Annotated in this window: 10 protein-coding genes; 5 read left to right on the plus strand and 5 right to left on the minus strand. The window is 67.2% G+C overall.

From position 1 onward, the window contains the following. The first annotated feature begins 3 nt into the window (after positions 1-3). Together DNX69_RS23790 and soxR are read left to right on the plus strand one after the other, a co-directional pair. Positions 4-3,081 (plus strand): efflux RND transporter permease subunit, encoded by a 3,078-nt coding sequence (locus tag DNX69_RS23790; RefSeq protein WP_110788472.1) that lies wholly within the window; start codon positions 4-6, stop codon positions 3,079-3,081. A gap of 143 nt (positions 3,082-3,224) precedes the next feature. Then, positions 3,225-3,680 carry a redox-sensitive transcriptional activator SoxR gene (gene soxR, locus DNX69_RS23795; RefSeq protein ID WP_110788473.1) on the plus strand — a complete coding sequence of 152 codons (456 nt, stop codon included), beginning with the start codon at positions 3,225-3,227 and terminating at the stop codon, positions 3,678-3,680. 27 nt (positions 3,681-3,707) lie between these two features. Here soxR and DNX69_RS23800 read toward each other — a convergent pair whose 3' ends face one another. The 4 genes from DNX69_RS23800 to DNX69_RS23815 all read right to left on the minus strand — a co-directional run bounded on the left by DNX69_RS23800 (position 3,708) and on the right by DNX69_RS23815 (position 7,802). Next, positions 3,708-4,994, minus strand: coding sequence for an NAD(P)/FAD-dependent oxidoreductase (locus tag DNX69_RS23800; protein ID WP_110788498.1), 1,287 nt, complete (start codon positions 4,992-4,994; stop codon positions 3,708-3,710). Positions 4,995-5,195: 201 nt separating this feature from the next. Then, complete coding sequence (locus tag DNX69_RS23805; RefSeq protein ID WP_110788499.1) at positions 5,196-5,687, minus strand: GNAT family N-acetyltransferase; 492 nt, start codon at positions 5,685-5,687, stop codon at positions 5,196-5,198. A gap of 135 nt (positions 5,688-5,822) precedes the next feature. Then, entirely contained in the window at positions 5,823-6,299 is a 477-nt protein-coding gene (gene ybaK, locus DNX69_RS23810; RefSeq protein WP_110788474.1) for a Cys-tRNA(Pro) deacylase, read from the minus strand. 678 nt (positions 6,300-6,977) lie between these two features. Beyond that, on the minus strand, positions 6,978-7,802 hold the full coding sequence (locus tag DNX69_RS23815; RefSeq protein WP_110788475.1) for an aldo/keto reductase: 825 nt from the start codon (positions 7,800-7,802) through the stop codon (positions 6,978-6,980). Positions 7,803-8,194: 392 nt separating this feature from the next. Between DNX69_RS23815 and DNX69_RS23820 the strand changes: the two genes are divergently transcribed. The 3 genes from DNX69_RS23820 (at position 8,195) to DNX69_RS23830 (ending at position 11,703) form a co-directional block, all read left to right on the plus strand. Beyond that, complete coding sequence (locus DNX69_RS23820) at positions 8,195-8,506, plus strand: PilZ domain-containing protein (protein ID WP_110788500.1); 312 nt, start codon at positions 8,195-8,197, stop codon at positions 8,504-8,506. Between the two features lie 247 nt (positions 8,507-8,753). Beyond that, on the plus strand, positions 8,754-10,046 hold the full coding sequence (locus DNX69_RS23825; protein WP_110788476.1) for an adenylosuccinate synthase: 1,293 nt from the start codon (positions 8,754-8,756) through the stop codon (positions 10,044-10,046). 37 nt (positions 10,047-10,083) lie between these two features. Beyond that, positions 10,084-11,703: a hypothetical protein gene (locus tag DNX69_RS23830; protein WP_110788477.1), complete on the plus strand. Its 1,620-nt coding sequence runs from the start codon at positions 10,084-10,086 to the stop codon at positions 11,701-11,703. Positions 11,704-12,173: 470 nt separating this feature from the next. Here DNX69_RS23830 and DNX69_RS26470 read toward each other — a convergent pair. Continuing rightward, positions 12,174-12,370, minus strand: a 197-nt coding sequence (locus DNX69_RS26470; RefSeq protein WP_207803185.1) for a hypothetical protein, incomplete at its 5' end; no start/stop codon positions are given.

The raw sequence follows: 12,370 nt of genomic DNA on the forward strand, positions 1-12,370 counted from the left end.
GCCATGCGGTTCACCGATCTCTTCATCCGCCGGCCGATTCTGTCCGTGGTGGTCAGCCTGCTGATCCTGATGGCCGGCGCGAGCGCGTTTTTCTCATTGCCGGTGCGGCAATATCCCAACCTCGAAAGCGCGACCATCACGGTCGATACGATGTTTCCCGGCGCCACCCAGGAGGTGATGCAGGGCTTCGTCACCACCCCGATCGCGCAGGCGATCGCTTCCGCCGACGGCATCGAATATCTCACCTCGACCTCGACCATGGGGCAGAGCCAGGTCAAGGCCAAGCTCGTGCTCAACGCCAACTCCGACCGGGCGATGACCGACGTGCTGGCCAAGGTTCAGCAGGTCAAGTACCGGCTGCCGGCCGGCGCCTACGATCCGGTGGTCACCAAGATCACCGACGGTGCGTCCGCGGTGCAGTACGTCGCCTTCGTCAGCGACACGCTGACGATCCCGCAGATCACCGATTTCGTCACAAGGGTCGGACAGCCGCTGATCACGTCGGTCAAGGGCGTCGCCTCCGCCGATCTCGCCGCCGCGCAGGCGCTGTCGATGCGGGTGTGGCTCGATCCGGTCAAGCTCGCGGCCCGCAACCTGACGGCGGGCGATGTCTCCGCGGCGCTGCGCGCCAACAACGTGCAGGCCGCGCCCGGCCAGCTCGAGAACGGCCGCACCGTCACCAACATCACCGCCGCGACCGACGTCACCACGGCCGACGACTTCCGCGACATGGTGATCAAGACCGGCGCCGACGGCCTAGTGCGGCTGCGCGACATCGCCGACGTCGAGATCGGCAGCCAGAACCGCAACACCCTCGGCTGGGCGAGCGCCCGCCGCGCAGTCTATCTCAAGATCGCGCCGACTCCCGACGGCAATCCGCTGGAGATCGTCGCCGCCACCAAGGCGCTGATCCCGGCGATGCAAAGCGTCGCGCCGCCGGGCCTCACGGTCGAGAACCAGTTCGACGTCGCCCACTTCGTCAATGCGGCGATCGACGAGGTGCAACACACGCTGATCGAAGCCGGCGTCATCGTGGTGGTGGTGATCTTCTTGTTTCTCGGCTCGCTGCGCGCCGTGATCATTCCGGTGCTCACCATCCCGCTGTCGCTGGTCGGGACTGCGGCGCTGATGCTGGCGTTCGGCTTCTCGCTCAATCTGCTGACACTGCTGGCGATGGTGCTGGCGATCGGCCTCGTCGTCGACGACGCCATCGTGGTGGTCGAGAACATCCATCGCCACATCGAGGATGGGCTGTCGCCGGTGGAGGCTGCGCTGGTCGGTGCCCGCGAGATCGTCGGGCCGGTGATCGCGATGACCATCACGCTGGCCGCCGTCTACGCCCCGATCGGCCTGATGGGCGGCCTGACCGGAAGCCTGTTCCGCGAGTTCGCCTTCACGCTGGCGGGCTCGGTCGTGGTCTCCGGGCTGATCGCGCTGACGCTGTCGCCGATGATGAGCTCGCGCCTACTCGGCGGCAAGCAGGCCCAGAGTCGGTTTGCCACGATGATCGAGCATCGCTTCGCGGCGCTCGCCAACGGCTATGGCCGGCTGCTCGCCGCGACGCTGGCGATCCGGCCGGCGGTGCTGCTGGTTGCCGGCACCATGCTGCTGGCGATCGTGGCGCTGTTCTTCGGCGCCAAGCGCGAGCTCGCGCCGCAGGAAGACCAGGGCTACGTCTTCACCGCCGTGCGGGCGCCGCAATACGCCAATCTCGACTACACGGCGGCGGCGGCCGGACAGGTGCAGCAGATCTTCCGGTCGATGCCGGAATACGACGCCAATTTCTTCGTCGTCGGCACCGATGGCCTCAACAACGCGTTCGGCGGCATCATTCTCAAGGACTGGAGCGAACGCCGGCGCTCGGCCACCGACATCCAGGCGGCGCTGTACCGCGCCGTCGGCAGCGTCCACGAGGCCTCCGTCACGCCGTTCCAGCCGGCGGCGCTGCCGGCCTCGACCGGCGGCCTGCCGTTCCAGATGGTGCTGCGGTCGCCCGCCGGATTTGACACCATCTACCGCGAGATGGAAGCGCTGAAGGCGGCGGCGTGGCGCAGCGGCCTGTTCGTGTTCGTCGACAGCGACCTCGCTTTCGACAGCCCGACCGCGCGGATCCGCATTGACAGCGCCAAAGCCGGCGAAGTCGGCGTCACCATGCAGGCGATCGCCGACACCCTCGCGGTGCTGGTCGGCGAGAACTACGTCAACCGCTTCAATTACTACGGCCGCTCCTACGACGTCATCCCGCAGGTTCGCCGCAGCGACCGGCTGACGCCGGAGACGATCGGGCGCTATCAGCTCCGCACCCGCTCCGGCGAGATGATCCCGCTCTCGACCGTCGCCTCGGTGTCGGTGACGCCGAGTGCCAACCGATTGCCGCAGTTCAACCAGATGAACGCGGCGACGCTGTCGGCGGTGCTGCGGCCCGGCGTGACGATGGGGCAGGCGGTGGCGTTCATGGAAGCGCAGCCGCGCGCGCCCGGCGTCACCATCGACTGGCTCGGCGACAGCCGGCAATACGTCCAGGAAGGCAACCGCCTCACCGTCACCTTCGGCTTCGCGCTGATCGTGATCTTCCTAGTGCTGGCCGCGCAGTACGAGAGCTTCCGCGATCCGCTGGTGATCCTGGTGACGGTGCCGCTGGCGATCTGCGGCGCGCTGCTGCCGCTGTATCTCGGCTACACCACCCTCAACATCTACACCCAGATCGGGCTCGTCACCCTGATCGGGCTGATCTCCAAGCACGGCATCCTGATGGTGGCGTTCGCCAACCAGATTCAGCGCGAGCAGGGGCTCGGCCGCCGCGACGCCATCCTGCAGTCGGCGAAAGTGCGGATGCGGCCGGTGCTGATGACCACGGCCGCGATGGTCGCCGGCTTGGTGCCATTGCTGTTCGCCGAGGGGGCGGGGGCCGCCAGCCGCTTCGCCATCGGCATCGTGGTGGTGATGGGCATGCTGGTCGGGACGCTGTTCACGCTGTTCGTGCTGCCGACCTTCTACACGCTGATCGCCGCCGACCGGCACGCCGGTGCGGCAGGCGCACAGCGCCGGACGTCGGCCGAGTCCGACGCCGTCTCCGCGTAATCCGGTGCGCGCTCGCAGCCCGAGTGCGGTCGAAGCCGTGCGTCACCGCGCCGGGTCGTGCCGTCGGCACGCATTCGGTATGCGTCGGACCGTGCAGGTTGTAGAGAGTCGCTGGATTCAGTTGCCTGCGCAGAGTTTCTGAGATGACCGATGCCACCACCAAGATCGCGCTCACCGTCGGCGAAGCCGCCAAGCGGAGCGGCGTGGCGGTTTCGACCTTGCATTTCTATGAGGCCAAGGGGCTGATCCAGGGCTGGCGCACCGAGGGCAACCAGCGGCGCTATCACCGCTCGGTGCTTCGCCGCATTGCCATCATCCGCGTCGCCCTGCTGGCCGGGATTCCGCTGACGACCATCCACGACGCGCTGATCGATCTGCCGCACGATCGCGTCCCCTCCAAAGCCGATTGGGCGCGTTTCGCCAAGGCGTGGAAGGCCATGCTGGAAGCCCGCATCGTCGGCCTGACGCAATTGCGCGACCAGATCACGAGCTGCATCGGCTGCGGCTGCCTGTCGCTGGAGGAATGTCCGCTGCGCAATCCCGACGACGAACTCGGCCGGCACGGCCCGGGGCCGCGCCGCCTCGGGGCCAAGCCCTGACCGCCGGCGGCGCGCGGCACCAATCGCTCACGCCGACTCGGTGGTCTTCTTCAGCTTGCCGATGCCGAGAATGTCGAGCATCGCCTTCTCGTAGAACGGCTCGCTCTCGCCGCGGCTCATCTTGCGCATGAAGTACTTCTCGAACGCGATCTTGGCATTGTGCACCCACACGCCCGACGACGACCAGTTGACGTTGCGCGGCGGCAGCTGCGGCTGCGCCACGAAGGCGACGCCGGAATCGCCGAAATCGGCCAGGCACACCGCGTTCCAGGTCGCCTGATGGGTCGGCTCCTGGCCGTCGAGCAGTTGCCGGATGTTGTGCGCGGTCGCGGTCACCATCGATTCGATCATGAAGCCGGTCTTCGGCACGCCGCACGGCACCGGTGTCGGCCCCATCGGCGGGATCGCGACGCAGACGCCGACCGAGAACACGTTGCGATATTTCGGATTGCGCTGGTGCTTGTCGATCAGCACGAAGCCGCGCGGATTGACCAGCCCCTCGATGCCGCGCAGCGGCGCGATGCCGCGGAACGACGGCAGCAGCATCGAGAAGCCGAACGGCAGCTCGACCGTCTTCTTCACCGAGCCGTCGTCGGCGATTTCTTCCGCCGTGATCTTGCCCGGCTCGACCTTGGCGATCCGTGTGCTGGTCATGAACTTGATGTGATGCTGCCGCATCTCGGCTTCGAGCAGGCCCTTGGTGTCGCCGACGCCGTCGAGGCCGAGATGGCCGATATAGGGCTCGGCGGTGACGAAGGTCATCGGCACTTGGTCGCGGATCTTGCGGCGGCGCAGCTCGGTCTCGAGGATGAAGGTGAACTCGTAGGCCGGGCCGAAACAGGACGCGCCCTGCACCGCGCCGGTGACGATCGGGCCCGGATTCTTGCAGAATTCTTCGAACGCCTCGGCCGCGGCGGTGGCATGGTCGACGTGGCAGATCGAGGTGGTGTAGCCCTCGGGGCCGAGCCCCGGAATCTCGTCGAAGGCAAGCTCCGGCCCGGTGGCGATGACCAGGAAATCGTAGCCGATCACGCTGCCGTCGGCGAGGGTGACGCGGTTCTCGTCCGGTTCCAGCTTGGTCACCGGCACCGGCTTGTAGGTGATGCCGCGCTTGGCGAAGGTCGGCGCCAGATCGACCTCGACCGCCTCGCGGGTCCGCCACTTCACCGCGACCCACGGGTTCGACGGAACGAAGTGATAGATCGGGTCCTTGGTGACGACGGTGATGTCGTCGTCGCGCCCGAGCAGGTCCTTCATCTCGTAGGCCATCACGACGCCGCCGAGACCGGCGCCCATGATCAGGATGTGTGCCATCGTCGCCAACTCCTTGTTGCCGCCGGCGCGCGGCGTGCCGCGGCGATCGTGTTTTCCTCGCTGGTCCGGCGGCAGCTCGCCGTTGATTGTTGTTGTCTGCCTCGGCCGGTGCGGCCGATACTTTCGTACATTCGAATATTCGAATTATGGCAGATATCGGTCGGCCTGCAACCCCAAATCGTCGGACGCGCCGCCGGCCGGTCAGGCGGCGCTGGGTTCCGCGCTGTTGTCCAGCACCGCCAGCGCGGTTTCGCCGATCTGGCGCAGGTCCGAGGTGAAGCGGGCCGCGAGCGCCTGCATCGGCAGGTTGGAGCGCAGGCACGACATTTCGATCCGGCGCACCCCGAGCCGGCGCGCCTCGGTGATCATTGCCGCCATCAGCAAGCCGCCGATGCCCTGGCAGCGCCATTCGGCTTCGACGCTGAAGGCGGCTTCGGCGAGATGATCGGCGCGATCGGTCTCGAGCAATTCGCAGGCGCCGCGGATCTCGTCGTCCTCGAGATAGCCCAGCACCGGCCGTCCGTCGGACAGCGCCGCGCCGGCGTGAAACAGCACGTGGAATTCCGAGACGTCCTCGAAGAACCGCATCCGGCGCGCGTCGGCATCGAGCCGCATCAAATGATTGCAGTAACGATCGGCGTCGGCCGGGCCGAGCGGCCTGACCTCTCCACGTCGTTCACCCGTTGCGGTCATCGGATGCCCCTCCAGCGAGTCGTGGCGCAGCATAGTCCTGCGCCGGGCCGAAAGAAATCGACCCGCGCAGACCGCGGTCGCAGGCAAAGTATCAATTTACCAGAGTATTCACGGCGCGCTTGCCGGATAGCGGCGTCAATCCGCCGCGATCGGCCGAGCCACCGCACCGAGCGCAGTGACCGCCGCTTTAGGGTCTAGCTCGATCTGCAGGCCGCGCTGGCCGCCGTTGAGGTACACCGTGGTCTCGGCGAGCGCCGCCTCGTCGATCGCGACCGGCACGCGCTTCTTCTGCCCGAACGGCGAGATGCCGCCGACATGATAGCCGGTCAGCCGCTCGGCATCGGCCGGCTTCATCATCTTGGCGCTCTTGCCGCCGAGCGCGGCCGCGAGCTTCTTCATGCTGACTTCCTTGTCGGAAGCGATCACCGCACACACCGGCTTGCCGTCGAGTTCGGCCATCAGCGTCTTCAGCATCCGCTTCGGCTCGACGCCGACCGCCGCCGCCGCCGCGAGCCCGATCGCTTCGGCGTTCGGATCGTAGTCGTAAGCGTGCAGCTTGTAGGCGACGCCGAGCTTCTCCAGCATCTGAGTGGCGCGGGTGGATTTGGACATGGTGGGGACTCGAGGCAGGTAGCAGGACGGCGCGGAGAGGACTCGCGCGCCGCGGTGCACATTGTCACTGCGCGTGCTGTGAAGCAATGCAACGCGAACATGCCCGCTCCCACCGTCATTCCGGGGCGCTCGCGCCAGCGAGCGAACCCGGAATCTCGATGGGCCTGGGCACGGCGGTCGCCCCGCGCCTCGCGGTGTCTTTCTTTCTTTGCGATAACTGCGAGATTCCGGGTCTGCGTGCTGTCGCACGCATCCCGGAATGACGGTGCGTTGTCAGGAGTGGCCCCGGCGTTGGTCGCTCGGCCCCGCCCCGCCGTCATTCCGGCGCTCGCGCCAGCGAGCGAACCCGGAATCTCGATGGGCCTGGGCACGGCGGTCGCCCCGCGCCTCGCGGTGTCTTTCTTTCTTTGCGATAACTGCGAGATTCCGGGTCTGCGTGCTGTCGCACGCATCCCGGAATGACGGTGCGTTGTCAGGAGTGGCCCCGGCGTTGGTCGCTCGGTCCCGCCCCGCCGTCATTCCGGGGCACACGCGTCAGCGCATGAACCCGGAATCTGGAGGTGTGGGGCAGAGCGGGGCGGCTTGCATCTCGGGATTCCGGGTTCGCTCGCTTTGCGAGCGCCCCGGAATGACGGGGGCTAAATACTTGCCGTAATTGTCGCAGCGATCGTCGCGCCCCTACGCCTCATCCCATTTCGGCGCGAACGCCGGATCGACGAAACGCTGGTCCTTCGGCAGCTTGGCGATCACAGCTTTGTCGTCGAAGTCGAGCTTGATCTGCAGCGCGCCGAGATTGCTTTGCTGGCTGGCTTTGCCGCGCGCTTTCGGGATCGCCATCACGCCGTCCTGCTCGAGCAGCCAGGCCAGCGCCACTTGCGCGGCGGTGGCGCCGTGCTTGTCGGCGATCTGCTGCAATTCCGGATAGGAGGCGAGCCGGCCCTGCGCCAGCGGCGCGTAGGCGGTGAGCGGAATGCCCTTGCTCTGCAGATAGGGTAGCAGCTTGGTCTGGCCGAGCAGCACGTGATACTCGACCTGGTTGCAGGCGATCGGCGCGCCGATCTCGTCCACCGCTTGGCGCATCAGCGCCACCGGGAAGTTGCACACCCCGATCGCGCGGGCGCCGCCTTCGTCCTTGATCTTCAGCAGCGTCTCCAGCGCGGCGCCGAGATTCATCTCCGGTGCGGGCCAGTGGATCAGATAGAAATCGACATAGTCGGTCTTCAGCTTGCGCAGGCTCTGGTCGAACGCCTTGCGGATCGCGTCGGGGGCGAGGTTGGTCCACCACACCTTGGTGGTGAGATGGATCTGGTCGCGCGGCACGTCGGTGTCCTCCAGCGCGTCACCGACGAAATCCTCGTTCGCGTACATCTCGGCGGTGTCGATGTGGCGATAGCCGAGGCCGAGCGCGGTCAGCACCGCCTCGTGGCAATCCTTGCCCTGCAGTTTGAAGGTGCCGAGCCCGAGCTTGGGCACGTGAAGTCCTTGGGTCTTGATGCTGTCCATGCGGTCTCCTGGAGCGTTGTCGCGCGATGTGGATGTCGGTTGGCGCGAAGACAACGCGTCAATCAAAACGTGAGCTCCGATTGTATCCGATGAGATTCGGAAGTCTGCTAAGCAACGCGAGGCGGGGGAGGGCGGCGCCAGCCCGGCAGATAAGGTCAACGCATCGTGAATGCGAACGCCTGACATCTGCATCAGATTTTACGAATCCGAAGTGGTTGTGCATTACGATGAAATACAACTGACGGGAGTGATCGTTCCAGGAGCTGCTTCGCGGACGCGGAGCGGCGGCTCGTGTGCGGCTCTCGGCGGTTGTGTCGATTGAGAGTTTCGAACAGCACAGCGATTGGCCGCGACACCGAGGTTGCGGCGAGATGAATTGCACGGAGCCGCGCGTGACCTATGGCGATCGCAAAGACCCTCGGGTGCGTTTCGAGAAGGCGCTGGACTCAGTGATGATTGCCGTCGACGGCACCTGGCGGCGCGACTGCGCGGTCGCCGACATTTCGCAGACCGGCGCCAGGCTGATCCTGAAGGCCTCGATGGCCGGGCTGAATTTGCGCGAGTTCTTCCTGGTGCTGACGCCGAACGGTGCCGCCTATCGGCGCTGCGAGCTGGTGCGGGTGGAGGGCGATACCATCGGGGTGCGCTTCGTCGTGGCGCGCAAAGGCGCCAAGCGGGCGCCCGGTCTGCGCGCGAGCGTTTGACCGCGCAGCTCCATCCCCCGATGCTTCGCATAGCGACGGATTTCAGAGGGGATACAATGCGTTGCAGCGCCGTGGGACGGGCGTTTCGCTTGCGTCGCAAGCCGGCTTCCGTTATCCGGTGCGATGCCTCGCGTGCGAGCGGCTGCGGTCGCGTTTGTCAGGGCGCGCGAGTCCGATCCGTTATCGTCGCCACCGGCGCGCCGCGATCGTGCTTCATCCGGTAGAGTGACAGGGGAACCTTCTCGAAATGGCCAATGTCGTCGTGGTCGGCGCCCAGTGGGGCGACGAAGGCAAGGGAAAGATCGTCGATTGGCTCTCCGAGCAGGCCGACATCGTGGTGCGTTTCCAGGGCGGTCACAATGCCGGCCACACCCTGGTGATCAACGGTGCGACCTACAAGCTGGCGCTGCTGCCGTCGGGCGTGCTGCGGCCGTCGAAATTGGCGGTGATCGGCAACGGTGTGGTGTTCGATCCGCAGGCCTTCCTGGACGAAGTGAAGAAGCTGCAGGGGCAGGGCGTTTCGATCTCGCCGGACAATCTGCGCATCGCCGAGAACGTCACGCTGATTCTGCCGTTGCACCGCGAACTGGATTCGCTGCGCGAAAACGCCGCCAAGGCCGGCGCGATCGGCACCACCCAGCGCGGCATCGGCCCGGCCTATGAGGACAAAGTCGGCCGCCGCGCGATCCGGCTGATGGACCTCGCCGATCCGGACACGCTGCCGCAGAAGATCGACCGCCTGCTGGCGCACCACAACGCGCTGCGCCGCGGCTTCAACCTGCCCGAATTCGACGGCGCCGCGATCCTGAAGGATCTGCTGGCGCTCGGGCCGCAACTGCTGCCTTACGCCGAATCGGTGTGGCGGCTGCTCGACATGAAGCGCCGCGAGGGCAAGCGCATCCTATTCGAGGGCGCGCAGGGCGCGCTGCTCGACGTCGATCACGGCACCTATCCCTACGTCACCTCGTCCAACACCGTCGCGGCGCAGGCGGCGACCGGCACCGGTATGGGCCCTGGCGCGGTCGGCTATGTGCTCGGCATCTGCAAGGCCTACACCACGCGCGTCGGCGCCGGACCGTTCCCGACCGAGCTGACCAATGAGATCGGCGAAGAGATCGGCCGCCGTGGCAAGGAGTTCGGCGTCAACACCGGGCGCAAGCGGCGCTGCGGCTGGTTCGACGCGGTGTTGGTGCGGCAGACGGTGCGGACCTGCGGCATCCATGGTCTGGCGCTGACCAAGCTCGACATTCTCGACGGCTTCGACAGTGTCGAGGTCTGTGTCGGCTATAAGCTCGACGGCAAGGAGATCGATTATCTGCCGGCCGGCGAAGGCGCCCAGGCGCGGGTCGAGCCGATCTACGAGACCATCGAGGGCTGGAAGGAGCCGACCGCGAACGCCCGGTCGTGGGCCGATCTGCCGGCGCAGGCGATCAAATACGTCCGCCGCATCGAGGAACTGGTCGGCTGCCCAGTGGCTTTGTTGTCCACCAGCCCCGAGCGCGAGGACACAATTCTGGTGCAGAATCCGTTCGAGGCTTAATAAGATGTTACCCAAAGACATCGTAAATTGAGTCGAGATGGCTGATTACTATCCGCTGATCGCCCGCGCGATTTCGAGCCTGGACCCGAGTGCTCCCGGCGAGCAGCGGCGCGCCATCTACGAGCGGGCGCGCGCTGCGCTGATCGCACAACTGCGCGGCGTGCAGCCGCCGCTGACCGAATCCGAAATCACCCGCGAGCGCCTGGCGCTCGAAGAGGCGGTGCGCAAGGTCGAGTCCGAGGCCGCGCAGCGCGCCCGCGACGCCACCCGCGCCGAGCTGAAGGGCCGTGGCCGCCCCGGCGACGCGCCGCGCCCCGGCGATGCGCTGCGCGCGTCCAGCCGTCCGCTCGGCCGGCCCGGCGATCCGCCGCCGCAGGTCAATCGCGGCGCTGCGGCCGGCGCGATGCCCGAGCCGGAGCTGCCGCAGGCGGTGCGCTCGCGCACACCGGACGACGAGCCGGTCCCGGAGGAGACGCCGGAGCCGCGTCCGACCCGCACCCTGCGGGTCGAGCCGCCGCCGATTCCGCCGGAGCCGCCGCTGCCCGGCCGTGGCCCGGCCGTGCCGCCCCGCCGCAATGCTCCGCCGAACCAGCCGGCGAATCTGCCGCCGCCGCCGGCCAATTCGCCGGGCCTGCGCGGCTTCAGCGACGTCACCGCCGATCTCGACGGGCTCGGCAATGCCGCCGCACAGGCCAATCGCGCCGCGCGGAAGACCTACGCCAACGTCGCGCCGTCGCCGGAATTCGACCGGCTCGAGCCGACGATGGAGAACCGCGCCGATCCGGATGCGGCGTATTCCTACGACGAATCGGTCGACGAAGCGGCGCGCTATGCGCCGCCGTCCGCCGCGCCGCGGGCTCAGGCCGAGCCGAAGCGCAAGGCAGCGAGCGGGCGGTCGAAATTCCCGCTGCGGATTGCGCTGGTGGTCGGCATATTGGTGATGCTGCTCGGCGCCGGCCTGGTCTGGGGACCGGGCGCGGTGACCAGCCTGATGTCGCTGATGCGCTCGTCGCCCTCGACCGAGACGGCGGCCCCGGCGACGCCGGCGGCCCCGACCGAGCGGCCGAAGATCACCGACCGGGTCGGTCAGCCGTCGACCGAGCAGGCCGCTCCGGTTGCGCAGCGCGTGGTGCTGTACGACGAGGATCCGAACGACCCGAAGGGCAAGCAATATGTCGGCTCGGTGGTATGGAAGACCGAGCAGGTGAAGGGCGCCAGCGCCAAGGGCGGCGCCGACGTCGCGGTGCGGGCCGACATCGACGTGCCGGAGCGGCAGTTCAAGATGACGATGTCGTTCCGCCGCAACACCGACTCGTCGCTGCCGGCCAGTCACACCGCGGAATTGACCTTCGTTCTGCCGGCCGATTTCCAGGGCGGCGGCGTGTCCAACGTGCCGGGCATCCTGATGAAGTCGAACGAGCAGTCGCGCGGCACGCCGCTCGCCGGGCTCGCCGTCAAGGTCACCGACGGCTTCTTCCTGGTCGGTCTCAGCAACGTCGAAGCCGATCGCTCGCGCAACCTGCAGCTGCTCAAGGAGCGGTCCTGGTTCGACGTGCCGATCGTCTACAGCAACGGCCGCCGCGCCATCATCGCGATCGAAAAAGGCGGCCCCGGCGAACGCGCCTTCAACGACGCCTTCAAGGCCTGGGGCGAATAGCGCCGGGCTTTCCGGGCCAGCGCCTTGGGCGTTGGCATTCCGGTGGTGACGTCTTCCGCGTCCGCCTCATTCCGCGCCGCTATCTCCCTCCCCGTCATTCCGGGGCACGCGCCCCAGCGCGTGAACCCGGAATCTCGCCGCAGGCAAATAACAACACCCGTCATCGCCCGCGCAGGCGGGCGACCCAGTATTCCAGAGCCTTCGTGCCAGTCACCAGCGCCCCGCAATACTGGATCCCCGCCTGCGCGGGGATGACGTCAGAAACAAGCGGTCGCAAATCATGAGCAGCTTCGCGCGCCCCGCAGCATATCCCGAGCTTCCGGGTCTGCGTGCTGCGCACGCCTCCCGGAATGACGGCGCGTTGTCGGGAGTGGGGCGGCGTTGGTCGCTCAGCCCACCCCAAGTCATTCCGGGGCACGCGCGTCCGCGCGTGAACCCGGAATCTCGACGTGAGCAACCAACAACGCCCGTCATCGCCCGCGCAGGCGGGCGACCCAGTATTCCAGAGCCTTCGTGCCAATCACCAGCGCCCTGCAATACTGGATCCCCGCCTGCGCGGGGATGACGTCAGAAGCGAGCGGTCGCCGAGGATGGACAGCTTCGCGCGCCCCGCAGAACACTGCGAGATTCCGGGTCTGCGTGCTGTCGCACGCATCCCGGAATGACG

The sequence above is a fragment of the Rhodopseudomonas palustris genome, assembly GCF_003226555.1.
Lineage (GTDB): Bacteria > Pseudomonadota > Alphaproteobacteria > Rhizobiales > Xanthobacteraceae > Rhodopseudomonas > Rhodopseudomonas palustris_I.

Coding starts and splice junctions, on each gene's coding strand:
- soxR (WP_110788473.1), top strand. CDS start 3,225: ATGACCGATGCCACCACCAAGATCGCGCTCACCGTCGGCGAAGCCGCC.
- DNX69_RS23825 (WP_110788476.1), top strand. CDS start 8,754: ATGGCCAATGTCGTCGTGGTCGGCGCCCAGTGGGGCGACGAAGGCAAG.
- DNX69_RS23790 (WP_110788472.1), top strand. CDS start 4: ATGCGGTTCACCGATCTCTTCATCCGCCGGCCGATTCTGTCCGTGGTG.
- ybaK (WP_110788474.1), bottom strand. CDS start 6,299: ATGTCCAAATCCACCCGCGCCACTCAGATGCTGGAGAAGCTCGGCGTC.
- DNX69_RS23815 (WP_110788475.1), bottom strand. CDS start 7,802: ATGGACAGCATCAAGACCCAAGGACTTCACGTGCCCAAGCTCGGGCTC.
- DNX69_RS23800 (WP_110788498.1), bottom strand. CDS start 4,994: ATGGCACACATCCTGATCATGGGCGCCGGTCTCGGCGGCGTCGTGATG.
- DNX69_RS23830 (WP_110788477.1), top strand. CDS start 10,084: ATGGCTGATTACTATCCGCTGATCGCCCGCGCGATTTCGAGCCTGGAC.
- DNX69_RS23805 (WP_110788499.1), bottom strand. CDS start 5,687: ATGACCGCAACGGGTGAACGACGTGGAGAGGTCAGGCCGCTCGGCCCG.